The sequence below is a fragment of the Methylomarinum sp. Ch1-1 genome (assembly GCF_030717995.2).
Lineage (GTDB): Bacteria > Pseudomonadota > Gammaproteobacteria > Methylococcales > Methylomonadaceae > Methylomarinum > Methylomarinum roseum.
Genome location: NZ_CP157743.1, coordinates 3,135,762 through 3,162,584 on the forward strand (window position 1 = coordinate 3,135,762; position 26,823 = coordinate 3,162,584).

Genomic DNA, 26,823 nt, shown 5'->3' on the forward strand with positions numbered 1-26,823 from the left:
TTCCTGTCACTGGTTCGATGTTTTTCCCTCAGCTATGTCACCATAACCTCATCGGCATCGAACTTTACGATTACTACGGCTTCATCTGCAGACCCTCGGTTCATCACGTCAGCATTACTGCTGCGCTTAGGGCTTAAGGTGTCGCAGTTACACCGACCCGAAGCCGACGGCCCTTCACTGGGTAAGATAGTCAACTTTATCTCGGTCCACCTACCTTCAATACAACAGCAAGTTACGGTGAGAATATCGGACTTCGGTGGACGCGGGCACCTCATCCTCTTGCTGCCGCCTTACGAAGGTTCACTCTCGTTTAGGTGACCGATTCGGCTAGAGCTTCTTTCAGATTCCGCATTGGCTCTCGGTAACCGTGCTTCCCTGTTGGGTAGCTACCGGGAGTTTCTTTGGACACCCTTGCTTTCGCCTACTTCTTCCCTTCTCACAGGGCAAAGGCTGGACTTTCACCAGCTAGCTGACTACCATGCCAGTCACACCGCAAATCGTCATATTCGGCGCCTTATACCTGCTCTTCGGCAAAATTGTCGTCATCGGCTTCCTGGCCAGCATTCTGGCCGGCCTGGCCACCGGCGTCGGCGCCCTGCCGGCGCTGTTTTTCAAGGAAATCTCGCTATCGCTGTTCAATGGCATGCTCGGCATGGCCGCCGGCGTGATGCTGGCCGCAACGGCATTCTCCCTACTGTTGCCCGGCATCGAGTACGGCGACCTGATCTGGCCGGGCAATGGCTTATGGGTGGTCGCCGCCGGCATGCTGATCGGCGCTTATTTCCTGCACTATGCCGATGAAAAATTACCGCATCTGCATTTTGACACCGCGCCGGATACTAGCCTGAATTCGATGCAGAAAATCTCCCTGTTTATTATCGCGATCACCATCCATAATTTTCCCGAAGGCATGTCGGTCGGGGTCAGTTTCGGAACCGGCGACATCAAAAACGGCATCGTGCTGGCGATCGCCATCGGCATGCAGAACATCCCCGAAGGCATGGCGGTCGCCTTGCCGCTGGTCGGACTGGGCTACAACAAATGGAAAGCGGTCGGCATCGCCACGCTGACCGGACTAGTCGAACCGGTAGGCGGACTGTTGGGAATCACGATGGTCTCGGTGTTCTCGCCGATACTGCCAATCGCGATGGGGTTTGCCGCCGGCGCGATGTTGTTCGTCATCAGCGAGGAAATCATCCCGGAAACCCATGCCAACGGCCGTTCCCGAATCGCCACCTTCGCCCTGATGATCGGCTTCATTATCATGATGGCCTTGGAAAGATTACTAGGCTAAAACCTTATCGCGATATCCAACTCTGCCTGTAGGAGCCCGGTGTAAAAGCGGGAGTCTGAAGCTACCGAACACTTACGCTTGACGCCCTCGTTCACGCCGTAGGCTGCTCCTACAGAATTATCGAATTCGATATGATGCCATTTCACAGCTTTTATTTACCTCCTACTCACAATCATGGGTAGCTGAGCAGGCCGGGGATTGTAACCCCGGCCTGAAGCTTTCAATCCTATGCCAAACTAAAAACCAAAACGTTCGGGGCGGGTTGATTAACCCGCCCCGCCCAGAGGGATGACGCGCTATTTAACCAATGTGCTGGTTCAGGTATTTTTGAATGAGGGAGCCCTGCGATATGATGCCATTTCACACCTTATTATTTAGACAAATATCTTATAATCAGCTGTTAACTTACAGTTTAGGATCAATAGTCGTTGTGCTCACTAGTCTAAGCTAATTGCTTTACAAGCAGATTCATTTTTTACCCGACCCAAATCATGGACATCTTACAAGATATTGTTAATTTTCTGGCCTCACAACATTTTGCCCAATTGTCGGCGACAACGCTGGCCAGCTTCACCCTGATAGCGGCCGCCGAAATCGGCGACAAAAGCCAATTGGTTTGTATGACCTTGGCCTCACGACACCGCGGTATGCCGGTCATCTGGGGCGCTATTGCCGCCTTTGTCTTGCTGAACACCTTGGCAGTCGTATTCGGCGCGGCGATCGCCAAATGGCTGCCGGAATATATCGTCGCCGCAACCGTCGCCCTGTTATTTGCCGCCTTTGGCCTTCATGCGCTATTTAATTACGAGGACGAGGATGACGATGAAGAAGTCGTCGAGAAAAGCGGACATAGCATATTCTTCACGACCTTTTTATTGATCACCGTCGCCGAGTTCGGCGATAAGACGCAGCTCGCCGTCGTCGCCTTCAGCAGTACCGCCAATCCCTACGCCGTCTGGATTGGCTCGACACTGGCGCTGATCTTTACGTCGGCGTTGGGCGTCTGGGCCGGGCGCACGATCTTGCAAAAACTGCCGCTGTCTCTGCTGCATAAGATCAGCGGCATTATCTTCCTGATTCTGGCCGGCATCGCCGCAGTTCGCGCCTATGACGGCGTCATCGAAGCGATGAACCAAGGCGCTCTGCCTGATTTGAGCCGCTTCATCGAAAAGCTTGGACTTTAGTAATCAAGGCATCGGACTTATAGACTATAGCGACCGTGACCTTGAATCGTCACGTGACCGCCGCAAAGAATAAATATCTTTTTGTTTGAATTCGCTTAGGCATCGGACTTAGACTATAGCTAAAGGCTATAGTCATTCATCAAAAACGAGAGGAATCCGGTGGCCGATCTCAAACAAACCGCGCTATACGACCTACACCGGGACCTGGATGCCAAAATGGTCTCGTTTGCCAATTACTCGATGCCGCTGCACTATGCCAACGGCATCATCGCCGAGCATCGGCATTGCCGCAGCCATGCCGGATTTTTCGACATTTCCCACATGGGCCAATGTTTAATCACCGTCGATGACGCGGCGACGGCATTGGAAAAACTGCTTCCATCCATAATCGGCACTCTGCCCAGCGGCAAACAACGCTACACGGTACTGACCAATCACGAAGGCGGCATCATCGACGACATCATCGTCAGTCGACTGGATCAAGATTACATGCTGGTGGTCAATGCCGGCTGTAAAGACAAAGACTATGCTCATCTGCAACAGCATCTAGGTCGGCATTTCCGCAGCCGACCCGATCAGGCTTTGTTCGCGCTGCAAGGTCCGGCCGCACAGCAAGTCATGCAGCAACTGGCGCCGTCCGCCTGTCGCTTGAAATTCATGCAGCTTTGCCGCACGTCGATCCACGACATCCCCTGCCTGATCAGCCGCAGCGGCTATACCGGTGAAGACGGTTTTGAAATTTCCGTCGCCAATGAATCGGCATTGGAGCTGGCCAAATTAATCCTGTCGTTTGAGCCGGTTCAGCCGATTGGCCTAGGCGCCCGGGACAGTTTGCGACTGGAAGCGGGATTGAGCCTTTACGGCCACGAACTCGATGAAAGCATCAGCCCGGTCGAGGCCGGCCTGAGTTGGGTGATCGACAAACAAAAACGGCAGTTTCTCGGCGCCGACATCATCCATCGACAACTACAACAGGGCGCCCCCAGGAAGCGAGTCGGCCTATTGATAGAAGGCAAGATTCCGGTACGGGAACACAGCGAAATCCACAACGATTCCGGGCAAAAGGTCGGCTACGTCACCAGCGGCGGCTTCTCCCCGACGTTGAAACAACCGATTGCGCTGGCGTTAATCGACCGTCGATTCGACCAGCAAAGCTGCTATGCTTTAGTCAGAAACCGTCAGATTTCGATGCGGGTCACAACATTGCCTTTCGTTCCGCATCACTACCACAGGGGGTAATCATGTCCACATCCCGCCCGAGTTTGCAGCAACTGGAAATGCGCGGCAACTTTATCCAGCGCCACATCGGCTCCAACCCGCAACAAGTCCAGGAAATGCTGGCCGAGCTGGGACTGGGAAAACTCGATGACCTGATCGAACAAGCCATCCCCGACAACATACTCAATAGCGAACCGTTAAAACTGACCGGCACGATCAGCGAACGGGCGGTCATCAAATACCTGCGCAAGATGCGCAATCGCAACAAGGTGTTTACTTCGTTGATCGGCATGGGTTATTACGACACCATCATGCCGGCGGTGATCAAACGCAATGTGTTGGAAAATCCCGGCTGGTACACGGCCTACACCCCTTATCAGGCCGAGGTCAGCCAAGGCCGGCTGGAAGCCTTGCTGAATTTTCAGCAAATGATCTGCGACCTGACCGGCATGGAACTGGCCAACGCCTCATTGCTCGACGAAGCGACGGCCGCCGCCGAAGCGATGACGATGGCCAGACGCCTGTCGAAAAGCCCTTCCAACCGCGTTTTCATCGACCAAAACTGCCATCCGCAAACCATTGCCGTGATGCAAACGCGGGCCCGCCCCTTCGGCTTCGATGTGGTGGTCGGCGACCCCTACCAGCAAGACCTTGAACGGCAGAAATTCTTTACCTTCTTGCTGCAATATCCCGGCTGTGACGGCGAAGTTCATGACTTAAGCGACATCGTCCGCATCGCTCACCAGCAATCGGCGCTGGTCACGGTCGCCGCCGACTTGCTCAGCTTGGTGATATTGAAGTCACCTGGCTCCTTCGGCGCCGATATCGTGGTCGGCAATTCCCAGCGCTTCGGCGTTCCGATGGGCTATGGCGGGCCGCATGCGGCCTTCTTCGCCACCAAGGACGAATATAAGCGCAGCACGCCCGGACGCATCATCGGCGTCTCCAAGGACTGTCACGGTCAATATGCGCTGCGGATGGCGCTGCAAACCCGCGAACAGCATATACGCCGCGACAAGGCCACCAGCAACATCTGCACCTCACAGGTATTGCTGGCGGTCATCGCCGGCTTTTACGCCATCTATCACGGCCCCCAAGGCCTGGCCCTGATCGCCGGACGGGTCCACCGCTACAGCCAAATCCTGGCGACAGGTTTACAAAGCATGGGCTATACGATTCTAAGCAGGCAGTTTTTCGACACCTTCGTCATCCACACCCCAGGAAGAGCCAAACGCATCGCCAACAAGGCGCAGGAGGCGGAAATCAACCTGCGCATCATCGATGCCGATCACCTGGGCATTTCCCTCGACGAAACCAGCAATCGCGATCTGATCCGCAGCGTGTGGCGAATATTTTCCGGCCCCGCCGGCGATCAGCCCGATATCAACGCGCTCGATAAAACCATAGCCGAATGCCTGCCGCAACCATTGTTGCGCCAGGACGCCATCCTGCAGCATCCGGTGTTTGAACGCTATCATTCGGAAACCGAGATGATGCGCTATATGCGCAAACTGGCGCGCAAGGATATCGCGCTGGACCGCAGCATGATCCCGCTCGGCTCCTGTACGATGAAGCTGAATGCCGCCACCGAAATGCAGGCGCTGTCCTATCATGAGTTCAACGGCCTGCATCCGTTCGCGCCGCTGCACCAGACCTTGGGTTATCAGCAACTGATCGAAGAACTGGAGGATATGCTCTGCGACCTGACCGGTTTCGACGCCTTTTCCTTTCAACCGAACGCCGGTTCCCAGGGCGAATACACCGGCCTGCTGACGATCCGCAAATACCATCAGACAAACGGACAGGAGCAACGCAATATTTGCCTGATTCCGGCTTCGGCGCACGGCACCAACCCGGCCAGCGCCGTGATGGCCGGTCTAAAAGTCGTGGTGCTGGACTGCGATGACAACGGCAACGTCAGCGTCGAGGATTTGCGGAACAAGGTCGCCGAACATCACGACACGCTGGCTGCGTTGATGATTACCTACCCGTCCACCCACGGCGTGTTCGAAGAGGCATTCCGGGAAATCTGCGACATCGTCCACCAACACGGTGGGCAAGTCTATCTGGACGGCGCCAACTTCAACGCCCTGTTGGGCCTGAGCCGGCCCGGCAAGATCGGCGCCGATGTCGCCCATCTGAATCTGCACAAAACCTTCAGCATTCCCCATGGCGGCGGCGGTCCCGGCGTCGGTCCGATCGGCGTCGGTCAACACCTGGCGCCCTATCTGCCTGAACACCCGGTCGTCAAAGGCGTCAATCCGCATAAAACCGAACACGGCACCGTTGGAACGGTCTCTGCGGCGCCTTGGGGTTCGGCCAGCATCCTAACCATTTCCTGGGCCTATATCGCGATGATGGGCGCTCACGGCTTGAAACAGGCCACCCTGAACGCCATCCTGAACGCCAATTATATTGCCCAGCGCCTGGCGCCGCATTATCCAGTCCTGTACACCGGCAAGAACAATCGGGTCGCTCATGAATGCATCATCGACTGTCGAGCCTTCAAACAAAGCTGCAATATCACCGTCGAAGACATCGCCAAACGCCTGATCGACTACGGTTTTCATGCGCCTACCGTGTCGTTTCCGGTCGCCGAAACGCTGATGATCGAACCGACCGAAAGCGAGGACAAGGGGGAAATCGATCGTTTCTGCGAGGCGCTGATCGCAATCAGACAGGAAATCCGCGACATCGAAAGCGGCAAAGCCGACCCTGACAACAATGTGCTGCATAATGCGCCACATAGTCACCGCCTATTATTGGAGGAATGGCAGATGCCCTATCCCAGAGTTCAGGCTTTCTTTCCAGGCAACAATCAGGATGACGACAAATATTGGCCGCCGGTCGGACGCATCGACAATGTCTACGGCGACCGCCACCTGCAATGCACCTGTCCGCCGCTATCCGACTATCAATGAAAACAGACGGTAAGATGCTGCCGACTCATCAATCGATATGGTGTCATAAGGCGGTTAAAGCGCAGCGGAATTAGACCCGCGCTCGCAGACCCTGCTACGCCTGATTGACGATCACCGATTCCGGCGTCAGTTTCAGCGCACAACGCCCTTCCAACAGACACTGCAGCTCCTCGCCGACCATGCTGTGGCGCCAGCCCTGCAACAAAGGATTGTCTTCATCGGCATAAATCAGCTTTTCCAAATCCTTACGGGTCGCCAAAACCACCGGGTTCAACGAATTTTGTTCCGCACGGATGCGAACTATCGCGGTTAACACGTCGAGCACCGCTTCCTGTTGTTGAGTTTTTTTCGGCGGCTTGCCGTTTTCATGTAACGGTTTCGGCGGATGTTGCTTGGCTTCATTAATCAAATCGCAAAGCACATTGCCGTAACGCCTGACCAGCCGTTCATTGATATTGCGCACTTTTGCCAGTTCGGAGACCGTCGCCGGCTGCAACTTCGCCAACTCCAGCATCATATCGTCACGGATCAGCCAATTACGTGGTTTGTTCACCGACTGAGCGGTGCTTTCACGCCATTCGCTCAACGCTTGTATGATCGACAATTGTTTACCGGTCAGTTTATTCTTTCCCTTGATTTTCAACCAAGCATTGGACGGGCTGATTTGGTAAAGCTCGGTATCATTAAGCTGTTTAAAGTCATTTTCCAGCCAATGCAGACGCCCCAGCTTTTCCAGCTGTTCGCACATGATTTGATAAATCTTACACAGATAAATCACGTCATCGGCGGCGTACTGAATCTGCGCCTCGCTTAAGGGACGCACACTCCAATCGGTGCGGGTATGGGCCTTGCTGAGATTGATGTTCAGGAAATTCGAAACCAGCATCGCATAGCCTGGATTTTCCTGAAATCCCAGTAACGGCGCCGCTATCTGAGTATCGAAAACCGGCTCGGGCACCTTGCCGGTGAGTTGATAAAAAATCTCCAGATCCTGCCGACAGGAATGCAGCACCTTGGTGATCGTAGGCTGATAAATCGCATCGAATAACTTGTCCAGATCGGGTAACGCCAAAGGATCGATGCAGGCCACCCATTCCGGCGTCGCGATTTGCAGCAGGCAAAACTGAGGGTAATAAGTCTTTTCCCTTAAAAACTCCGTGTCCAGTGCTATCCACGGCTCCTGTAAAATTTGCTGGCACAATGCATCCAGCTTTTCAGTGGTATTAATGTATTGAATTGTCATAGTGTGCTAACAATAGCAGTTTTTTACCTTTTTGGCAGTAAAACTGTAAATCTCTCCCTTGCCCTAAGCCGCTTCCAGACTAAGCTCAACCGCTGACTAGCACTCAGTCATGTTATACGACCGGTACTCGGTAGGCGCCAGCAATTCCTAGTTTGAGAATTTTTCTGGGCAGGACGGGGTTTGTAACTCCGACCTGCACGAAGATGCGGGTAGGGTGTGCTGACGATAGGAAGCGCACCGGTTTTTAATGCGCTTCACGCAGTTCAGCACATCCGCAGGAAGGCGACGCTGGACGACGATCGGTTTTACATGGGCATCTCAGTCGTAGCGTGGATTCGCCGCCAGGCAATCCGCCTGGATACCAATAACGGCCAATTTTGCCCCGGCGCGGGGTTTGGCGGCAATTCCCACTTTGGCGTTCAAAAAGGGCATGGGGTGTGTTTGGCGAGGATGTCGGCAGCAAGGATGCTGCCGTCAAGCCCCCAGGGATGGGTTTACCCAGCACCTAAATTCCATGGCTACTGGACTATATTTTACATTCCAGCATAATTTAGGTGCTGGGTGAACGGCGCTCCTCGACAGACACACCCCATGCCCTAAACCCCGCAAAAATACTCAAATATATGGGAATTGCTGGGGTTTGGCGGCTTGCTCCGCGAAGCCGCCCTACGTTGGCGGATCCGTTGCGCTTTATCCACCCGATGCGGGTAGGGTGTGCTGACGATAGGAAGCGCACCGGTTTTTGATGCGCTTCACGTTGTTCAGCACATCCTACGCAGGAAGGCGACGCTTGACGATTATATTGGCGGCAGGCGCCTTTATTTCGTGCAGTGGAGCAACGGCTTGCCGCATGAGCTTCTTTACTATCTCCCGACGAACGGCTTGCAAAAAATTGCCATCGGGGATTAAATTGTATCCATCAACAGCCAGGAGTCAGCATGAAAGCGGTCGGATATCATCAATCATTACCCATCAGCGCAACCGATTCTTTAATCGATGTCGACCTTCCCGCACCGGCGCCCGGCCCCCATGATCTGCTGGTCCGGGTCAAGGCGGTCTCGGTTAATCCGGTCGATACCAAAATCCGCAAACGTTTTACACCGGAACCCGGCGAAACCAAAGTACTGGGGTGGGATGCCGCCGGCATCATCGAGGCGGTCGGCGATCAAGTCACCTTGTTCGAAGCCGGCGATGAAGTATGGTATGCCGGCGCCATCGACCGTCCCGGCAGCAATGCCGAACTGCACCTAGTCGATGAGCGGATAGCCGCGAAGAAACCGCAATCACTGAACTTTGCCGAAGCGGCGGCGATGCCGCTGACCACGATCACGGCCTGGGAACTGCTGTTCGACCGCTTAGGCATCGCCAAGGATAATAATGCCCCTTCGGAACAATTGTTGATCATCGGCGCTGCAGGCGGCGTCGGCTCGATGATGACCCAGATCGCCCATAGGCTGACCGGCGCGACCGTCATCGGCACCGCTTCGCGCCCGCAAACCCGGGACTGGGCATTAGCGCTGGGAGCCAATCATGTCATCGATCACAGCCAGTCATTGCCAGAACAACTTGAACAAAAAGGCCTTGCCTCGGTCAGCCACGTCGCCAGCCTGACCCATACCGACAGCCATTATCAGGACATCGTTAAATGCCTGGCGCCGCAAGGCAGAATGGGATTGATCGACGACCCAGAGCAGTTGGATATCGGTCTGATGAAACAAAAAAGCATATCGCTGCACTGGGAATTCATGTACACCCGTTCGCTGTTTGCAACGACCGATATGATCAAGCAGCATCAACTGCTCAGCGAAGCCGCCGGGTTGGTCGATACGGGCATCCTAAGAACGACACTCAGCGAACATTTCGGCACAATCAATGCAACCAACCTAAAACGCGCGCACGCCTTCATCGAAAGCGGAAAGGCCTGCGGCAAAGTCGTACTGGAAGGCTTTTAAGCCAAACGCAGACGGCTATCCTTGCTTTACACGCTAGATAGAATCGAACGATCTACCTCAATGCCGGCATAGGATATAAAAACGCTGTTACTCTTCATGCCCCTTAGTCATATTGAGAAAAAACCCAAGGGAAATGAGCAAAAAGCTTCCGCCAAACAGTATTCCCACCGGATAATAAAGATTGCCGGCCAATTCCAATTGACTGTACTTTATGATCATGATTAAGGCTTCCAGCACCAGCGCGATGCAGACCGTGCCGACGAACCGAGTAATCGTTCTTCTCACATTGATAAAAACATTACTTCCCTCGTCTTCCGAATTATATTCTTTGCTGATGCCGGCGCCCAGCTCAAACATAGCCAAGGAAATCACAAAGATGTTGGTAGACTTTATCACGGCGGACATAAATTCTTCCTCCACACCTAACGCAAACTCAATAAAATTATAGCTTGCCAAAAATATCAAGATGATCGACAAGATATGAAATATGGCGGAAAAGACTATCGCCATGATCTTTTTGTATCTCTTCATTAAGCGACCTAATTCCCAACGATAAAATTACGCAAGCAAGAACCAGCGCAGACCTACGTAAACTTTGTCCTATCACAACAAGCTATCCCTAAAACGCCATGCTCCTGCCTGTTATCCGAGCTGAACAGAATTATCCTGAACTTGACATAACTCTGTTATCGCAAACCAATATTTATTAAGCCTTAAGGCTCGGCCATGTTTATGGCTAGATAGCCCAACAGTCGATCTAAATTTCTAATAAATATAATTACTCACCTATCGCTCATAAAACTGATCTACCAGGTCCTTAAACCAGCGCGGACGAAAAATCATCACATACAAAATCAACACCTCCAAAATCGGCAACGGGATGATGTGCAAGGCGATCAACGCCAACAACACCACAATACCTACGACCAATCTTGAAAAAAAAGTAACGTTATTATTATTCATACCTCCCCCTTTAAACAATTAAGCTGTGTGCTAGTACTCAGTCATGTTCTATATGACGGGTGCTCGGTAGGCGCCAGCCATCCCCATCAGTTTGAGCCTTTTTGCGGCGTTTAGGGCAAGGATGTGTCTGTCGAGGAGCACCGTTCACTCATGGCCTTTTTGAACGCCAAACTGGGAATTGCTACAGCATCCATTTTCATCTGACGAGTTGACTACTTTAGCAAGCGCATGAATTCTTAGGTATTTTTTAATGCCTTTACCCACCATTAGAATAATGGGCTGTACTGGATACCCTGCTAAAAACGGCCGTTCTATTTTGATTGATTTGCGGCCGTTCAGGCTTCGAAAGTAATCGATCCAATCTTAGCCCGACCGATACATTATGAAAAAGTATTTCGGGTAATGCTGTCATAACACCCCATGGCATAACGCGATTCTAGATACAAGGATTGCCGGTCGGTGTGCTCGGTGACCCCGCCCGCCCCTGCTAGCGCACTAATCTCGCCGGCCTCATTGAGTTTATAAACCATCGCGACGGAAATGCCATGATCGGCCGTCACCAAACTGTAACAGGTGTTGACCCAAACCGGCTCGGATAATTCTCGTTCGTTTAACAAGTCGACCACGGCAAATGCGCAAACCTTAGCTTCCGAAGTCGCGGCAAAAGCCGATTTAGGAATCGGTTGCTGAATCGCCGCATCGCCGATTACATGTATATCCGGTCGGAGCGTTGATTCACCGCTGACGGGCCGTACCGGACACCAGCCGCTGTCATCGCACAGCCCGGCCTGCTGCGCAATCAATCCGGCTTTCTGCGCCGGAATGACATTCAGCACATCGGCTTTGATTTGGTCGCCGAAATCGGTCTGCAACGTTTTGCTTTTCGCCGCCAACGCAATCACCGGATTATCGGCAATCGATTGCCATTCGATCAGGGCGGCGTGGGTGCCGTAACCGTAATGTTGTTTCCAACCCTCGACGAACAAATCCTGCTTGGAGAATCCACGTTTGTGATCGAGGATCAGAACTTTGGCCTTCGGCTTGTGTTGCCGGCAATAATAGGCCAGCATGCTAGCTCTCTCGTAAGGCCCGGGCGGACAGCGAAACGGATTGGCCGGGGCGACAATGGCGATGGTCCCATTATCAGGCATGGCCTGAACCAGGCTAGCCAATGTCTGGGTCTGCTGACCGGCTTTCCAGGCATGGGGAATATATTCGGCCACCGCGGCGTCATAGCCTTCGATGTCGCCCCAACGAAAATCGATGCCCGGCGCCATAATCAGACGATCATAGTTAATTGTCTGCCGATTACTCAGTCTAAGCGATTTTTTTTCGGCATCCACCGCTGTCACCCGTTCATGAATCACGGTGATACCGTAGTGCAAGGCTAGCTGATCATAACCGAAGCCCAGCGATTCCAGGTCGCGAAGACCGCCTAACACCCAGTTGCTGCCGGGACAGGTAAGGTAACGGGGGTTAGACTCTATCAGCGTGACTTTAATCGAATCGTCCAGTTTACGGATCGTCTTGGCCGCCGAGGCCCCGGCAAAACCGCCGCCAACGATCACGACATGGGCCTTGCTGCGACGCCTGAACGACAACTGCCGACAACCCGCTGCGGCCATGGCCGTGGTCGATAAGCCTAGTTTGATGAAGTCTCTACGGCTAACCATGATTATTGCGAATGACCTTGAATAGAGTGCGCTACGGCGCTAATTTCAGCATCACTTAAGCCCTTGACGATGCGCCCCATCACCGTGGACTTGCGTCGGTCATATTTAAATTGCAGTAATGCCTGCTTGATTTGTTCGGCCGATAAGACGTTGAGACTTGGAATAACCGTCCCCAGTCCGGAATGACAGCTGCGGCAGTTTGAAACGATCAGTCGCGGAGAAATATCCGCCCGCAAGGATTCGGGAATCAACATGATTAAACTAATCGCTAACAATATTGTGACCCGAAATCGCGTATTTCGCTGCGCTGCTAATGGGCTGGATATTGATAAGCTTTTCATCTTAGCGATCAGGTTTAACTGCTGCCTAAAGACGGCATGATTTTGTTTACTTCGTCCTCTGCCGGAATGCCTCATAGACAAGCACGCCGGCGGCGACGGACACATTCAGGCTTTCCACCTGTCCCGCCATCGGAATTTTTACCAGGAAATCACATTGCTTTTGGGTCAGCTGACGCATGCCGGTTCCTTCGGCGCCCATCACTAACGCCAAGGGCATGTTCAAATCGGCGTCAAAGATCGATTGCTGAGCATCACCGCTGCTGCCCATGACCCAAATATTCTGTTCCTTCAACCAGCGCAAGGTTCTAGCTAAATTAGTGACCTGATAAACAGGCACCGTTTCCGCCGCACCGCTGGCTACCTTACAGACCGTCGGCGTGATGCCGGCGGCATTGTCCTTAGTCACGATAATGCCCTGCACCGCGGCCGCATCGGCGGTGCGCAGACAAGCGCCCAGGTTATGCGGGTCCTGCACCTGGTCCAACACCAGAAAAAAAGGCATTTCGGTCAAAGCCGCCACCGCTAGTTTCAATTGTTCTTCCGTGCGCATGGTGGGCATGTCGACTTCAATGACAATGCCCTGATGGTTCTTGCCGTCGGCCATCCGATCCAGCTTTTTGCGTTCGGACTTCTCAATCTTGATCCCTAAATCGGCCAAATCCTCGATGATCTGCTTTAAACGCTTGTCCTGCCTTTGCGCATCGATCCACGCATGGTGAATTTTTTTGGCCGAATAATCCAACGCGGCCTGCACCGCGTGAATGCCGAATAACTTCGTTAACTTCATGACCGTTTTTTTGTTTTGTTCCTGTCCTTGGCTGTTTTTCTGTCCTTAGTTGTTTTTTTAGCTGTGGTCTTTTTTTTAGCCTTGCTTTTTTTGCCGGTTTGCAACAGATCAAAATCTATTTTTTTCTCGTCCAGATCCACCCTTGCCACTTTGACCTTGACCATATCCCCTAGACGATAACGGATGCCGGTGCGTTCACCATAAAGCTGATGACTGGTGGCGTCGAAATGAAAATAATCCTGCGGCAAGGTGGAAATGTGCACCAGCCCCTCGACATAAATATCCTGCAATTCGACAAAAAAGCCGAAGCCGGTCACCGCGGATATCAGACCGGTAAATTCTTCGCCGACCTTATCCAACATGTATTCACATTTCAGCCAGGTGACGACATCGCGGGTGGCCTCATCGGCCCGGCGCTCGTTTGCGGAACAATGTTCGCCCAGCACCACCATGTCTGGAAAACCGTAGAAGAAGGATTCCGCTGTTTTACCTTGCAGACAATGGCGGATTGCCCGATGCACCAGCAAATCCGGGTATCGTCTGATCGGCGAGGTAAAATGCGCATAGGCTTCCAACGCCAGGCCGAAATGGCCTTTGGTTTCCGGACTGTAAACCGCTTGCGACATCGAACGCAGCATCACCGTTTGAATCAAATGCGCGTTCGGACGCCCTTGAACGGAATCGAGCAGCTCCATGTAGTCCAACGGCGTCGGGTTCTCGCCGCCGCCCAGATGCAAACCCATTTCGCCGAGGAAGGTTCTCAGCGTCAGTAATTTCTCGCTGCCCGGCCCTTCATGGATGCGCAATAATCGCGGCATTTTCTTACGATTCAAAAAACGCGCCGCCGCCATATTAGCGGCAATCATGAATTCCTCGATTAACTTATGCGCATCGTTGCGTTCAGTCGGCACAATCTTTTCGATCTTGCGTTCGGCGCCAAATACGATCTGCGTTTCCTGGGTATCGAAGTCCATTGCGCCGCGCTGTTCGCGCTGTTTTCTCATCGCCTTGAACAAGGCGTAAAGCTCTTGCAGGTGCGGCATCAGATGATGATGTTTTTTCGCCAGTTTCTTATCGCCATCGACCAACATCCGTGCAACACTGGTATAAGTCAGGCGCGCATGGGAACGCATCACCGCCTCGAAGAAGCGTGAACGAATGACCTCACCTTGCTTGTTGATATACATTTCACAGACCATGCACAAACGGTCGACATCAGGATTCAGCGAACACAAGCCATTAGACAAGATTTCCGGCAACATCGGTATGACCCGTTCCGGAAAGTACACCGATGTACTGCGTTTTTTCGCTTCGGCATCAAGAGCGGTATTCACCTTCACATAATGGGACACATCGGCAATCGCCACCAGCAACTTCCAGCCTTTTGGAGTTTTCTGGCAATACACCGCATCGTCAAAATCACGTGCATCTTCGCCGTCTATCGTGACCAACGGCAATTCACGAATATCGGTTCGACCTTCTTTGGCCTCTTCCGGAACCTGATCGGATAAAGGAGCGACTTCCTCCAAAAGCTCTTCCGGCCATTCATTCGGCAATTCATAGGAACGAATGGCGACTTCGATTTCCATACCCGGCGCCATATGTTCGCCCAGCACCTCGACAATCTTTCCGACCGGTTGACGGCGCTTGGTCGGTTGCTCCAATATCTCGGCGACGACAATCTGCCCTTCTTTGGCGCCGTTTGCCTCATCCTGTGGAATCACGACTTCGTGACTGATTTTGTTGTGTTCCGGAACGACGAAGGACACGCCGCGTTCCTTGCTAAATCGACCGACTACCTGATGCGTATTTCGCTCCAATACATCTACGACGGCGGCCTCGCGCCGCCCTCTTCTATCGATGCCGGCAATTCTCACGACCGCCCGGTCATTGTGGATCAACGCCTTCATCTCGCGCGGCAGCAGAAACAGATCCCCCGAACCATCGTCCGGATGTAAGAAACCGAAGCCATCCGGATGCCCCAATACTCGGCCGGCGATTAAATCCTGGCTATTGACCAGGCAGTATTTTTGTCTGCGATTGAATACTAACTGACCATCTCTTTCCATCGCACGCAGGCGCCTGCGCAAAGCTTCCAGGCTTTCGTCGGACTGCAGACCGAAGTGGTCGGCAATCTGCTTGCGACGCAGCGGCTTACCGGCTTCTTTAATCACTTGCAGTATCAACTCCCGACTGGGAATCGGATTCTCATATTTTTCCGCTTCCCGTTGTGCATACGGGTCGTTATAGGCATTGAAATCAGTTCCCTGATCGTTTTTATCTGTCATTTATATTCTGTACTTTTCTATATTTCTTATAAATATTGAGTATACCCTAGAAACACAATATTGGCCCTATTTCGGATACGATAACATGGTCATATTTGAGCGAAAAGTCCTCTATAGTCAAAACCTAAGCCCGCATCGACATCATACCTTTCTTATCCGCCTCAGCGACCATTGCCGACATTTATAGCGCCCTACTCGGCTTATATCGCCATTATCGATGCTAAAGTTGCGCCCATCCCCCCATCATCAAAAACAAAAATCTAGTCCTGGTAAAAAACCAATCATCGTGGCCAGCACGGACTAAAACAGCCTTGCTTACGTAAATGGGAGGTAATTATTCAGCGTAGTTTTATAAGAGGGAGTAGGTTATTGATTTATCGGGCTGTCTGCAACAGGCAGATTTTTTGCTCTGACCGCCAAGGAAGGCGGAAATGTAGAAAATGCAGGAGCAATTTTCTACCTGCAAAATCTGCATTTCCATCGTCCCTGACGGTCAGACGTTGCAGTCAGAGCTTACGCCGCACAGGGAGGTGCAAGTGCCGCGTGAGATAGGACACCGCTAGCGGCCGCCGCACAGGGAAGTGCAAGTGCCGCGTGAAACTGGATGCTGTTAGCTGCCATGGAAGTATTCACCCAGCACCTAAATTAACAAAGATTATTAATCATAGCCAATAATCTAGGGTATTTAGGTGCTGGGTGAACGCGTCCCGAGAAATCAATGACCTACTGCCTAAAACCCGAAAGATACTGAATAGTTACAATGGGAGAAAGTTTAAAAAAAGATTTGACACTATCATGACCGATCTATAAAATACGCAGCTTCACTTAGCTTGCTTCCGCAAGCGGCCTTAGCCGAGGTGGTGAAATTGGTAGACACGCTAGCTTCAGGTGCTAGTGGGGGCAACCCCGTGGAGGTTCAAGTCCTCTCCTCGGCACCATTAAAATCAATAACTTACGATTTAATGGCCACCCTGACATATTCCCTTTTTTATTCCAGCTACCCAGTTAGCTACCCACTTTGTTCGATTTCGTTTTTTATCTAACGAATCCCGCAATCATTGCCTGTAACGCTCCCGATTTTTCAGGAACGCAAAAGCATTGCATTTATGGGCATACGGTAAATCACCAACCTTATGCTAAACATAGAGTCTTTATGCTCGAAGCATCAAACCCCTTGCGGCACCTTAGCGACCTGACGCATCAGGCGACATTTTCCGATATACCTATCGAACCAGGCGCAACAAGGCTTCGACACTGGACATTTTTCTGGACAGGTTTTGATATGACTGTTTAAGTGATTGCTTTATATAGACTGTTCCATTTTGGAGCTTAGGCGCATCCGATCGGTGACAGCACTTTATCGGCAGGTTAAACACCGACAGCGTATCCAATCGGTAAACAATCAAATGCCCAGCTTGATTTCGTGCCAAAACGCTACACACTATGATAATCAAGGTATATAGCCCGGCATGATTATTGATATAGGTAAAGTTCCTGATTAGTGAATAATCGACACAACACCGGCAATTAGATATAACCACGCCGCACATGGGCAACGCTAAAAATCTTAGTACAATCTTAGGATGCTGTAATTACATAATTACGATAATTACATAATTATTGCCCCCCCCCCTTGATTCACTCTTGACCGCTAACCCTGGCTCGGTCTGTTTGCGCTTATATCCCTTCAGAGGCATCAATCAAATCCACACCCTTACTATTCGCTTACAAGGCCCGTATTGATACACGCCACATAAAAGGATATTGGTTAGCCTCAACAACCTACTCAAACGCCTTTCTTGTCCGTCTGTCGCCGTCATAAAGCAACTGTTCGTAAGTGATAAACCACTCATTAAGCAATTCATAGATAACCGCCAAGACCGTCATGTTCTGCATTACCCCCCCCTCATACGTTACCGGAAACCGGTCTATTGTCTCATAAAATGAAACAATCAAATGCTTAGCTGGATTTCATGCCAACATTGTGAAAGCCTTTATATTAGTGACTTACAGGACGGCATGATTATTGATATAGGTAAAGTTTCTTTTTAGTGAATAATTGACTAGACTCCGGCAATCTCGATGCCTTCAAAACCTACGATTTGTCGGGCTTGGGCGGATACCCAGGCACAAAAAAACCGGCATGGTAGCCGGTCTATGTTCAATATATAGTGATAAGCGTTTGATCTATATTGGCTAATCCATTTTGGAGCGGTGTAACTGTTAGTTACATCTGATAAAACTGATTCTTTATCAATATTAGCAATATCTAATATTTACTACTTCAGCAATCTCCCGCACTCGCCCACACTATGCGACCATCTATCTTTCTCTATATTAGATATTACTAACATATAAGCCATAAACCATCTATTGTGTTTAATTTAGTAAAATAGCACAACATATAGTTTATTGATTGAAGTCATTTACAGCACAAAGTACACCGGTTTATGCCAAGCTGCTTATTTCTTTATACTGGACAACAGAATGAAGCTGATAACCGCTAACGCTGAAAATCTTGGAAACGGAGCGCCAGCGAAGTGAAGATTTTTAGTCCCCGATAGGCGTAGGGCCGATTGTTTTGTCGGAATCGAAGCGAGAGCGAAGGTGGAGACAAAATAAAAAGTCTCCCGAAACGCCGTCAAGTCATTTGTGGGAGTGCGACGGAGCCAGCATCGAGTTTACGATGATATGGCGGAGTGGCACGGACGCAGGACGAATCGGGGCCGCCGGAGGCAATAATCGCCACGTAATTTCTGCCGCTTGCTTGGGCTGGGATGCCCAAAACAAGCTTTCGCAGAAATAGTGGCGCGCTAGCTCATTGATAAATTTCACCTTTGTTTTTAAAAAAGTGGACAATAGAATTTCTACTCAGCAGTGATAAAACTTGATACTGTTCAGCGCCACTTTGGAAGATAAGCCATTGTCCTGAGACACCTACATTAGAGGCTATAACCTAAAATCCCGACTGCAAATAAGGTTTTATCAGGCGCTCGGAAGTTGAAAGCCCGACCAGATAAACATCCAGCGGGGATTGTTCGTTAAAAGCTACGAAAATTGACGGAGAGCCGAAAAAACTCACACTGCTCCCCCCCCCTATGACAAAACGCTTTAACGGCTCACAGGCGCATAAAATCAGCCACAGAGGCAACTAAGACCCAAGCAGAGCAGAAACAAGCGGACATGCTGACGAATTATCCCAGCCAGGAATCGAGCGATACATCGATAACTCTGTCGAAAAACTCGTCCATGCTTTCATCGTCACCACAGACATGAGTAAAAACTTTTTCCCGCATGGTTGGTATGGGTCTATGATATATGGTTTTATCCTGGATGGGAGATGGCTTTATGGGATTGGGATCATGCTCTAGACCAAGTGTTTTCGGGGTCTGTCAAGTGTTTTCGGGGTCTGTAGCGTTTTATCGTTGCCTAACTTTTGCCTACTTTTTGCCTTTTTTTTGCCTACCTGTTGCCTACTTTTTGCCTTTTCGTTGCCTTTTGAATCGGCGCTTTTTGGCCGCTTTCTGGGCTTCATTTTTAGCATGCCGGTCGGCGTCCAGTCGTCTGAAATAACCGGATGTTTTGGCAATATTTTGGTGACTTTCTTGAAGCGTTTTCCGTTTTGACCTTTCGACACTTCATCGGTGATAGAAAACTCAAATCCGTGAAAATGGCTAAGCAATTGGTTGGCACGGCTAAATCTTTTCGAATGATTCTCTCCAATCGTAAGCCGATACAGTTTGGCAAAGTCGCTGTTGCGGCCTACGGTATAATTTCCATTTTTTGTTAATTCGACATTGAAAAACTTAATCGACAATTCGCCGGTGCTGACGTCGGCCAGCTCCAAGACAAATACAGACTTGACTCCGCCTTGCGTATGCGATGCACCAATCTTGCTTGCCACGCATTGTGCGGTTTTGTGGTATAATTTTCGGGTCATTGTTTTCCTTGCCATTGCGGCAAATGATGGCGGTGCTGCTAACACCGCCTCGATTTAATTATTTGTCAAGGGTGTCGATTTTGTGTAATGACTCGGCGGTTTTGTTTACTTTCGACACCCGCCTGGCAATCGCAAACCTGGCCTTCTCGTGCTCGATTTTTGTTGCGGTCCCAATGTCAGGCAGTATGTCCCCGAGTTGCGGGACGGATAAACAAGGTCCCAGCGGATATAAATCAACAGTACCGAAAAGCCTGTACGAGCTTTCCTTAGTTCCGATAATTACGCCGCAGGCCCGCAGGTCTGCGATCGGCTTTCGGGTTTCGGCTTGAATAGTTTTCAGTGCCGCCGACTGATGCCATTCACCATCTGCCAATTGCGCCAATAATTGGAACGACCGCTCCGATACCAGCATCAACACCGATTGACCATCAGGATCGGTGTAAATGATGCGCCGTGCGGTTTTTTGCGACATCAAATCACGCTGGAGCCGCCTTGCTTCTAATGGAGACAAAGGGCCGACGTTGATTTTAAATAAGTCGTTCCCCTCAACATGCGATTGCAATGTATAAGAATTAAGGTTAATTTCGCCCTTTTGGACGCAGACTTCAATAGCTTGCGCCAGCTTTTCACTCAGTTCTTGCTCTTTCATTTCGATTTCCTTCGTCCTCTCGACGATGGTTGCGCCGTCATTAACCGTGACGGTTTCGGTTATATCTGTTTCAAACATTTGCAAAATCCTTTGGCCGGACTTTGCCCCTGCTCAGTTAAGAGCCGTTTTTAAGATAAGGGGGGGGCCGGCCATAGCCGGTTATTTCAAGAAGATTTCTTCGATTTGCTCACGAGGCCAGCCCACGAAACGCTCGGAAATTCTTCGAGGTTCAGGGATCGTTCCGTTATTTCGCCAACGATAAATTGACGATCGGGACACGCCAAATTCCGCAACAATGTCGGATGTCCGTAAAAAATTTTTATGGTTTGTGTTAGTCATAGATATTAATAATATCAATAAGTTAAATATGACTTGAAAGGCGAAAATAAAGCGATTACACGCACTTAACAATTTTTTGTTGAAAAAACCATTAAATGCTGTACCATTTAACGGTGTAAATACAATTTAAAATCTGAACCATCAAATTTCACGCACTGCCTCAAGTCGATTTCAGAACTTAAGAGAGCCGCCATCTCACTTTTGGCGTTCTTTAAGTCCGTGTCCCTATCATAACATGCCAACATAGCCGAATCTGCATCAAAATTTGCCCGTCAAGTCTTTTTTTCGCCGCAAATTCTCTTTTTTCTTATACTTCAAAAACTTAGCGGTATTTTATTTTAGGCTTACACAGCATATAGCGAAGGCCGAGCGCCGGCCGTCACTATATATTGTGCCGAGAGACCGGCCAGAACCGTAACCGGAGCCAAGGGTTTGGCGAAGGTGGACAGGCTACAAACCTAATTGCTGATAGTTATGGCTTCCATTTCACATGTGATTATTTAAAACATGGAAGCAGATCAAAGAACATAATAGGCTCTTCTCTTTCCCTATTATCGTCCGTATCTAGAAAAGTGAATCCCTGCCTGCAATAAAAGTTAACTGCGGATTGCTTTGCATCAGTAATAATAAAACGACAACCAATCACTGGCGCTATTTGCTCAATGACGATGCCCAGCGCATAAGAGACCAATGTTTCGCCTATCTGATTACCACGATACCGACTATCAACCGCTAACCTCGCAATTTTCACAGCGGGCAACGAATCATAATCATTAGCACGCTTACAGTCGTCAATTTCGTAACCGTTCCTTAGATCGACTTCACTGCAAGTTAATGTGATAAAACCAAGCACATTATTTTCTTTGCTTACAGCCACATAAGACTGTGCTACATGCGCATTTTGAAAATCTTTGGCTTGTTTTTGAAGGAATGTTTTAAGCGGGGTGAAAGCTGGATCGCCAGTTTTAAAACTGTTGACTGAATCGGTATTTTCCAGCTTTCTTATATGATAGGAAATGCTAACTGTCATTGCTTATAGAAAAAGCAAATTGCTCGCCTTTTCTAACTTTCTGTCTTATCTTTTTTGCACGCTCAATAGCCGCCAACGCACGTTCACTAGGCTTATCCTCGGCCATGTGCCGACGGAACCTAGCGGCATCTGATCCACTCAGTTCAACCCGACCAAATGTGGTTGTCTTAATCGCCATCTGCTTACCAATTTATGAGACTTATCGAAACAATGTCCACATTATCAAGCAATAAATTACGCTTTGCAACGGCTTTAATCTAACCAGCCTTGAATTGAACGACATTGTTGTTATAAACAATCGCATATAAGTAATCAGCCCAACCTTGTAAAGCTTGCTTGCGTTCTTCTAACATTTCCGCTTTGTTGTATACAGCCGCCATCCCACCCAGGGAATGATTGAGCAGTTTTTCAATTACCATCAGGTTTGTTTTAATGACTTCACTTTGAGCTGTGGCGAATGAGCGGCGCAAGTCGTGCGGCGTCCAATGTTTATCGACCACCTTGCCTTGTATCGAATCTCGCACAACATAACTGAGTGTTTTTTCATAAACAGGCTTGTCACCGCTTTGGTGGGGATAAATAAAGTCGCTGTCGTTCTTGAGTTGCTCAAATAACGCCTTTGTCTGATCGGCTAAATAAACAACATGCGGCTTAGGATTCTTTTTGCGTGTCTTGATATGTTCAACGGGAATCGTCCAGACATCGCCTTCTATTTCGCCCCAACGGGCTTTCAACAACTCTCCAGTCCTAACACCGGTCAAAATTAACAATTTAAACGCAATACAGTAACGCTGTGAAATGCCGTGTTCGTCGCTGTCCAAAAACAACCAAAGCTTTTTAAGTTCATCTACGGATAAAAACACTTCTCTGGCGTGTTCTTCGCCACCAATCAACTTTTTACTAATTGTGGCCGCAGGATTTGTAGGCATCACACCTTTACTGATACCGTAATTAAACATCTGCTTCAGCAAGGTCAACACCTTGTTTGCGTGTTTCGGTGAACCACGATCCACAATGCCTTGCAAAAAAGCATCGACCTTCATAGGCGTTAAGTCATTTAACTTTACAGAACCAAGCCCCGGCAAAATATCAGCATCGATAATTTGCTTCGGTTGATCCGGTCGTTCTCTGTGTTTCAAAATGTAATTCGTATAGAAATGATCTACCAACCATTTAACGTCACGGTTTTCGGCTTCCAATTTGATTTTATCGGCCTTCCGCTGCTCGATAGGATTGATTCCTTGAGCAACTAATTCGGCGGCTTGCTGTTTCATTTTCCTAACAGTAGCCACTCCGACATCGGGATAATTTCCAAGCCCCATCACATACCGCTTTTTATTTAAACTAAAACGGAACTCCCAACGCTTTGAATCATTCATCAGCTTTAATCGTAGTCCGTCCTCTGACAATATCGCCGTTTTTTGTCCGTCACCTAGTCTTAACGCTCTAGCGTTTCTGTCTGTAATCTTCATTTCCAGCTACCCACCTAGCTACCCACTTTGCATGGGATTGAGTGATACATAATAAAACTATTTAGGACTAAGTATAAGCCTTAATCATTGATATTACAAAGGAACATGAAGCTTAAATAATTTTAATGGGACTTTATGAAACGATCAATAACTAGCTTCAGGTGCTAGTGGGGGCAACCCCGTGGAGGTTCAAGTCCTCTCCTCGGCACCATTAAATCTAATCGTATCTTGGTTCCATAGGCAGCTCATTTATAGTTTGAATGATCACCCTATTACCCTCCCAACACATCTAATCTTCCGAATAAAGCACCCATCATTTCTCTCGACTTCTCATCATTAATTGCTCTATAACGACCGTTTTTCTGGTGTTGGAATAATGACTCAATCAAGAGAACAATCAAACAGCATTTCGGGCTTGCCGGTCAGATATCCTTGGGCATAGTCGACTCCGATATCGTTGAGTTTTTGTAATTGCATGGGATGTTCGACATATTCCGCGACAGAAAATTTTTGATGGAGCTTGGCGGCCGCATCGATAAACCGGACCACTTGCTCGGAATAAGGCTCAGTTAACAAGGTTTGCACGAAGGAGCCGTCAATCTTCAAATAATCCACGTCATACTTAGGTAAATTTGCTAAATTGCTGGAGCCAATACCGATATCATCCAAAGATAATTGACAACCTAGCTCATTTTTAAGCCTGTACATCAATAAGGAAGCCTGATGGTAATCCTGATCGGCGACATTTTCGGTAATTTCAAAACATATTTGCTCTGAATCGACGCCGTAAAATCGTATACATTGTTTCACCTTGTCGAAAAACGGTGGATAACGAACGGTTGCCCCCGAGATATTTATCGAATAAGCGGTATCCGAAGGCTGATCCCTTAGAAAACGGCAGCAATGCTCTAAAACGTACAGATCAACTTCCCGGCTAACGTTGAATAAAGCCGCTGTATACAAATACTCCCGGGGCGGAAGAATGCGACCGTCAGCAGCTTTATAACGCAGTAGAATTTCCGCCTTTGACATGTTGTTTTCAGCATTGATCGGAATGATGGGCTGCGCATAAAAAACAAAAGACTTTTTCAACAATCCTTCCCGCAATACAGGCAATAGCCTCAAACTTTTCGTATAACGATGCAGCTTGTCGTCATCGGGCAACAATAGCTTAACAATGCTATTACCCATTCTTCTGGCTTGGTACAAAGCTTCATCGGCTGCCGAAAAAGCCAATTCTGCACTGCGGTACTCTGGCGTCAAAGGGGTAATCCCCGTCATCACTTTCGGATAGTAAGTTTTATCGGCAATACTGACTTCTAGTTGATCCATCGTTTCAGCCAGCGTTTCGAAGATCCCCAACACTGCTTTAGCATCATGATTTAATACCACCGCAAATCGATTAGGTTCTATTTTTACCGCTATTTCACAATCATAATCCCTTAAAAAAGTGAAAATATACCGTTCGACAGTAGTGATCAGCTGATCTTCGGCTTCGTTGCCTTGTATCAGCCGCGCAACTTGATAAGCATTATTAAGTTCGATAAGCGCTAAAGTTCTGATGCGATTATTTTGCAGGAAAAATCGTTTGAGCTCACCAATGAAGCAGACCCCAGAATCCGTTGTTGCAGCCCCTGGCATGCTGACCCTGCCCCGAAAAAAACGCATTAAATTCATATTCAAGTGACGAAAATGTCAACAGTCATAAATCAACGTAATAACTCCCGTTTCGCGATCAAACTTTTTTCTCTGATTCTCACGCGATTCCGGTGTCATTAAAAAAATCGAATATAACCCGCAGATCTGCATCCGTCCTTTCCATAACAATCTATAACAATCTATTAAACACTGATATTGACGCCCCGATCAGTACTGAGATCTTCTGAGTTCAATCTAAATTCGCCTTAGCGAACCGAATAGTAATTATTCAGCGTAGTTTTATAAGAGGGAGTAGGTTATTGATTTATCGGGCTGTCTGCAACAGGACGTTGCAGTCAGAGCTTACAGGGAAGTATTCACGCGTCCCGAGAAATCAATGGTCTACTCCCTAAACCCTGAAAGATACTGAATAGTTACACCGAATAAAGCCACAGCCGGAAGGCTCATAAAAACGGCCCGCCGAATCAATCGAATCGGCACTTATTTTATTTCACGATCCGCTTCGTTAATGAGCTTGTCGTTAATGCTGGCAATCCGGCGCTGCATAAGGCCATTATCGGCGAATTCCCACAACTCGTTACCGTAAGATCTAAACCATTGCCCTGAATCGTCGTGCCATTCATAACGAAAAGTCACTGCAATACGGTTTCCGGCAAAACACCACAATTCTTTTTTTAAGCGATAATCAAGTTCCCTGTCCCATTTTCGAGTCAAAAATTCGATAATTTTTTCGCGACCTGAAAAAATTTCGGCCCGATTACGCCATTGACTGTCAACGGTATAAGCGCCAGCTACTTTTACCGGGTCTTTAGTGTTCCAGGCATTTTCCGCCAACTGCACTTTTTCTCTGGCCGTTTCCTGCGTGAACGGCGGTAAAGGGGGTCTTGTTTCCGTCATAATAGCCTCTCTCGGTTAGAACTATCGTTGTTTATAGATAATTGCAGACTGCATTCTTTCGTCCAATTGACACCAAGCAGCAAAGCGAAATTAGAATTCTCGCCCCACAAGATAAACTATCACATACTGATTTCATATGTGCCGTTGAATTTCTAAAGATAACAACCGATTTATTCAGTCAAAATCTTCGGAAGAGTTAGTGATAGCCCTATTTTATGCGCCCAAAGCCCCAATCGCTCACGCCAAGTTAACTTAGCGTCCATCGACTTCGAGGCCAGCCGACTCGCTTCTTTACAAGTTAACATGACTATCGCCCTCCAATGACTGAACCAATTTAAATCCAGACAATGGCGCAGCCGCACTCGCGTTCTCGACATCACTATCCAAAAATTATTCTGTATTGATATAGACAAGAGCCGGCAGATTTCTTCGCTTTCCATGCCGTCCACTTCACGCAAGATGAACAATTGCGCCATCCGCGGCGGCAGCCGCTCTATACAATCATGCAACACTTGGAGAAATTGTTCCTGCTCCAGCGACTTGTCAGGATTGGCCCATGATGCCAAATCGATCCGCCAACCACCTTGACGATCGAAAAAGTCTTCTTCGCCATTTGCCAAGCCTTCATTGTACTCCTAAGCGCTTGCCCGACTGGCCTTGCGAAAATAATCGATGATTTTATATTTCAAAATACCTATCGACCAAGTCTGTTCGGAGGATTTACCGGCGTAATCGACTTTGGTCTTCAAGGCGGCCAATAGCGTTTCCTGCACCAGGTCTTCGGCAATATCAGGATCACTGACCCTGGCAAGACTGAAACGGTATAGAATATCACCATATAAATCCAACCACTGCTCAGGCGTCGAACCTTTGTGCTTCATTTGTTTAGCCTTTTTATTGTTTGATTTATTCAGGCCGACAATTGTAACCGAATCGCTACGCCGTTTATGATTCAAGGTGATAGCGATTTACT

General features: G+C 49.1%; 22 protein-coding genes and 1 tRNA gene. 7 read left to right on the top strand and 16 right to left on the bottom strand.

Annotated features, from left to right (window positions below):
- Window positions 1–478: 478 nt before the first annotated feature.
- The 4 genes from Q9L42_RS14370 (at window position 479) to gcvP (ending at window position 6,617) form a co-directional block, all read left to right on the top strand.
- Entirely contained in the window at window positions 479–1,294 is an 816-nt protein-coding gene (locus tag Q9L42_RS14370; protein WP_305907716.1) for a ZIP family metal transporter, read from the top strand.
- A 491-nt stretch (window positions 1,295–1,785) separates the two neighbouring features.
- Window positions 1,786–2,478, top strand: coding sequence for a TMEM165/GDT1 family protein (locus tag Q9L42_RS14375; protein WP_305907715.1), 693 nt, complete (start codon window positions 1,786–1,788; stop codon window positions 2,476–2,478).
- Between the two features lie 159 nt (window positions 2,479–2,637).
- Entirely contained in the window at window positions 2,638–3,717 is a 1,080-nt protein-coding gene (gene gcvT / locus Q9L42_RS14380; protein ID WP_305907714.1) for a glycine cleavage system aminomethyltransferase GcvT, read from the top strand.
- A gap of 2 nt (window positions 3,718–3,719) precedes the next feature.
- A complete protein-coding gene (gene gcvP / locus Q9L42_RS14385; RefSeq protein ID WP_305907713.1) occupies window positions 3,720–6,617 on the top strand; it encodes an aminomethyl-transferring glycine dehydrogenase in 2,898 nt (965 codons plus the stop codon).
- Window positions 6,618–6,711: 94 nt separating this feature from the next.
- Here the strand turns inward: gcvP and rnd are convergent, their stop codons facing one another.
- Window positions 6,712–7,860, bottom strand: a complete 1,149-nt coding sequence (gene rnd, locus Q9L42_RS14390; RefSeq protein WP_305907712.1) for a ribonuclease D — start codon at window positions 7,858–7,860, stop codon at window positions 6,712–6,714.
- Between the two features lie 714 nt (window positions 7,861–8,574).
- Between rnd and Q9L42_RS14395 the strand changes: the two genes are divergently transcribed.
- Window positions 8,575–8,769 carry a hypothetical protein gene (locus Q9L42_RS14395; RefSeq protein ID WP_305907711.1) on the top strand — a complete coding sequence of 65 codons (195 nt, stop codon included), beginning with the start codon at window positions 8,575–8,577 and terminating at the stop codon, window positions 8,767–8,769.
- Between the two features lie 29 nt (window positions 8,770–8,798).
- Window positions 8,799–9,812 (top strand): zinc-binding alcohol dehydrogenase family protein, encoded by a 1,014-nt coding sequence (locus Q9L42_RS14400; protein WP_305907710.1) that lies wholly within the window; start codon window positions 8,799–8,801, stop codon window positions 9,810–9,812.
- A gap of 87 nt (window positions 9,813–9,899) precedes the next feature.
- Here Q9L42_RS14400 and Q9L42_RS14405 read toward each other — a convergent pair whose 3' ends face one another.
- The 6 genes from Q9L42_RS14405 to rnr all read right to left on the bottom strand — a co-directional run bounded on the left by Q9L42_RS14405 (window position 9,900) and on the right by rnr (window position 15,864).
- A complete protein-coding gene (locus tag Q9L42_RS14405) occupies window positions 9,900–10,343 on the bottom strand; it encodes a hypothetical protein (RefSeq protein WP_305907709.1) in 444 nt (147 codons plus the stop codon).
- A gap of 255 nt (window positions 10,344–10,598) precedes the next feature.
- Window positions 10,599–10,775, bottom strand: coding sequence for a hypothetical protein (locus Q9L42_RS14410; RefSeq protein ID WP_349431303.1), 177 nt, complete (start codon window positions 10,773–10,775; stop codon window positions 10,599–10,601).
- A gap of 380 nt (window positions 10,776–11,155) precedes the next feature.
- Window positions 11,156–12,448, bottom strand: a complete 1,293-nt coding sequence (locus Q9L42_RS14415) for an NAD(P)/FAD-dependent oxidoreductase (RefSeq protein ID WP_349431304.1) — start codon at window positions 12,446–12,448, stop codon at window positions 11,156–11,158.
- A 2-nt stretch (window positions 12,449–12,450) separates the two neighbouring features.
- A complete protein-coding gene (locus Q9L42_RS14420; protein WP_305907705.1) occupies window positions 12,451–12,723 on the bottom strand; it encodes a c-type cytochrome in 273 nt (90 codons plus the stop codon).
- Between the two features lie 112 nt (window positions 12,724–12,835).
- A complete protein-coding gene (gene rlmB / locus Q9L42_RS14425; protein WP_349431305.1) occupies window positions 12,836–13,576 on the bottom strand; it encodes a 23S rRNA (guanosine(2251)-2'-O)-methyltransferase RlmB in 741 nt (246 codons plus the stop codon).
- A complete protein-coding gene (gene rnr / locus Q9L42_RS14430) occupies window positions 13,573–15,864 on the bottom strand; it encodes a ribonuclease R (RefSeq protein WP_349431306.1) in 2,292 nt (763 codons plus the stop codon). Before rnr ends, rlmB begins: the two co-directional genes overlap by 4 nt.
- Before the next feature lie 851 nt (window positions 15,865–16,715).
- Between rnr and Q9L42_RS14435 the strand changes: the two genes are divergently transcribed.
- Window positions 16,716–16,802: transfer RNA gene (locus Q9L42_RS14435), tRNA-Leu, on the top strand.
- Window positions 16,803–19,231: 2,429 nt separating this feature from the next.
- Here the strand turns inward: Q9L42_RS14435 and Q9L42_RS14440 are convergent.
- From Q9L42_RS14440 to Q9L42_RS14475, 9 genes are all read right to left on the bottom strand, one after another.
- The gene (locus Q9L42_RS14440; RefSeq protein WP_349431307.1) at window positions 19,232–19,849 is read right to left on the bottom strand and encodes a hypothetical protein; all 618 of its coding nucleotides are present in this window, start codon (window positions 19,847–19,849) and stop codon (window positions 19,232–19,234) included.
- 13 nt (window positions 19,850–19,862) lie between these two features.
- The gene (locus Q9L42_RS14445) at window positions 19,863–20,531 is read right to left on the bottom strand and encodes a hypothetical protein (RefSeq protein WP_305907703.1); all 669 of its coding nucleotides are present in this window, start codon (window positions 20,529–20,531) and stop codon (window positions 19,863–19,865) included.
- Between the two features lie 81 nt (window positions 20,532–20,612).
- Window positions 20,613–20,792 (bottom strand): helix-turn-helix transcriptional regulator, encoded by a 180-nt coding sequence (locus tag Q9L42_RS21495; RefSeq protein ID WP_432648845.1) that lies wholly within the window; start codon window positions 20,790–20,792, stop codon window positions 20,613–20,615.
- Between the two features lie 496 nt (window positions 20,793–21,288).
- The gene (locus tag Q9L42_RS14450; RefSeq protein ID WP_305907702.1) at window positions 21,289–21,822 is read right to left on the bottom strand and encodes a GNAT family N-acetyltransferase; all 534 of its coding nucleotides are present in this window, start codon (window positions 21,820–21,822) and stop codon (window positions 21,289–21,291) included.
- Between the two features lie 257 nt (window positions 21,823–22,079).
- Entirely contained in the window at window positions 22,080–23,294 is a 1,215-nt protein-coding gene (locus Q9L42_RS14455; RefSeq protein ID WP_305907701.1) for a tyrosine-type recombinase/integrase, read from the bottom strand.
- A gap of 381 nt (window positions 23,295–23,675) precedes the next feature.
- Window positions 23,676–24,971, bottom strand: coding sequence for an EAL domain-containing protein (locus Q9L42_RS14460; RefSeq protein ID WP_305907700.1), 1,296 nt, complete (start codon window positions 24,969–24,971; stop codon window positions 23,676–23,678).
- Window positions 24,972–25,433: 462 nt separating this feature from the next.
- Entirely contained in the window at window positions 25,434–25,850 is a 417-nt protein-coding gene (locus Q9L42_RS14465) for a nuclear transport factor 2 family protein (protein ID WP_349431308.1), read from the bottom strand.
- Between the two features lie 170 nt (window positions 25,851–26,020).
- On the bottom strand, window positions 26,021–26,470 hold the full coding sequence (locus Q9L42_RS14470) for a sigma factor-like helix-turn-helix DNA-binding protein (RefSeq protein WP_305907699.1): 450 nt from the start codon (window positions 26,468–26,470) through the stop codon (window positions 26,021–26,023).
- A 15-nt stretch (window positions 26,471–26,485) separates the two neighbouring features.
- Window positions 26,486–26,731: a sigma factor gene (locus Q9L42_RS14475; protein WP_349431309.1), complete on the bottom strand. Its 246-nt coding sequence runs from the start codon at window positions 26,729–26,731 to the stop codon at window positions 26,486–26,488.
- Between the last annotated feature and the right edge of the window lie 92 nt (window positions 26,732–26,823).

Excerpts from the sequence above, each read along its gene's own strand:
- Q9L42_RS14460 (WP_305907700.1), bottom strand. The coding sequence starts at position 24,971 with ATGAATTTAATGCGTTTTTTTCGGGGCAGGGTCAGCATGCCAGGGGCT.
- Q9L42_RS14455 (WP_305907701.1), bottom strand. The coding sequence starts at position 23,294 with ATGAAGATTACAGACAGAAACGCTAGAGCGTTAAGACTAGGTGACGGA.
- Q9L42_RS14465 (WP_349431308.1), bottom strand. The coding sequence starts at position 25,850 with ATGACGGAAACAAGACCCCCTTTACCGCCGTTCACGCAGGAAACGGCC.
- Q9L42_RS14400 (WP_305907710.1), top strand. The coding sequence starts at position 8,799 with ATGAAAGCGGTCGGATATCATCAATCATTACCCATCAGCGCAACCGAT.
- Q9L42_RS14375 (WP_305907715.1), top strand. The coding sequence starts at position 1,786 with ATGGACATCTTACAAGATATTGTTAATTTTCTGGCCTCACAACATTTT.
- Q9L42_RS14405 (WP_305907709.1), bottom strand. The coding sequence starts at position 10,343 with ATGAAGAGATACAAAAAGATCATGGCGATAGTCTTTTCCGCCATATTT.
- Q9L42_RS21495 (WP_432648845.1), bottom strand. The coding sequence starts at position 20,792 with ATGACTAACACAAACCATAAAAATTTTTTACGGACATCCGACATTGTT.
- Q9L42_RS14450 (WP_305907702.1), bottom strand. The coding sequence starts at position 21,822 with ATGACAGTTAGCATTTCCTATCATATAAGAAAGCTGGAAAATACCGAT.
- rnd (WP_305907712.1), bottom strand. The coding sequence starts at position 7,860 with ATGACAATTCAATACATTAATACCACTGAAAAGCTGGATGCATTGTGC.
- Q9L42_RS14370 (WP_305907716.1), top strand. The coding sequence starts at position 479 with ATGCCAGTCACACCGCAAATCGTCATATTCGGCGCCTTATACCTGCTC.
- Q9L42_RS14415 (WP_349431304.1), bottom strand. The coding sequence starts at position 12,448 with ATGGTTAGCCGTAGAGACTTCATCAAACTAGGCTTATCGACCACGGCC.
- rlmB (WP_349431305.1), bottom strand. The coding sequence starts at position 13,576 with ATGAAGTTAACGAAGTTATTCGGCATTCACGCGGTGCAGGCCGCGTTG.
- Q9L42_RS14445 (WP_305907703.1), bottom strand. The coding sequence starts at position 20,531 with ATGTTTGAAACAGATATAACCGAAACCGTCACGGTTAATGACGGCGCA.
- gcvP (WP_305907713.1), top strand. The coding sequence starts at position 3,720 with ATGTCCACATCCCGCCCGAGTTTGCAGCAACTGGAAATGCGCGGCAAC.
- rnr (WP_349431306.1), bottom strand. The coding sequence starts at position 15,864 with ATGACAGATAAAAACGATCAGGGAACTGATTTCAATGCCTATAACGAC.
- Q9L42_RS14475 (WP_349431309.1), bottom strand. The coding sequence starts at position 26,731 with ATGAAGCACAAAGGTTCGACGCCTGAGCAGTGGTTGGATTTATATGGT.
- Q9L42_RS14410 (WP_349431303.1), bottom strand. The coding sequence starts at position 10,775 with ATGAATAATAATAACGTTACTTTTTTTTCAAGATTGGTCGTAGGTATT.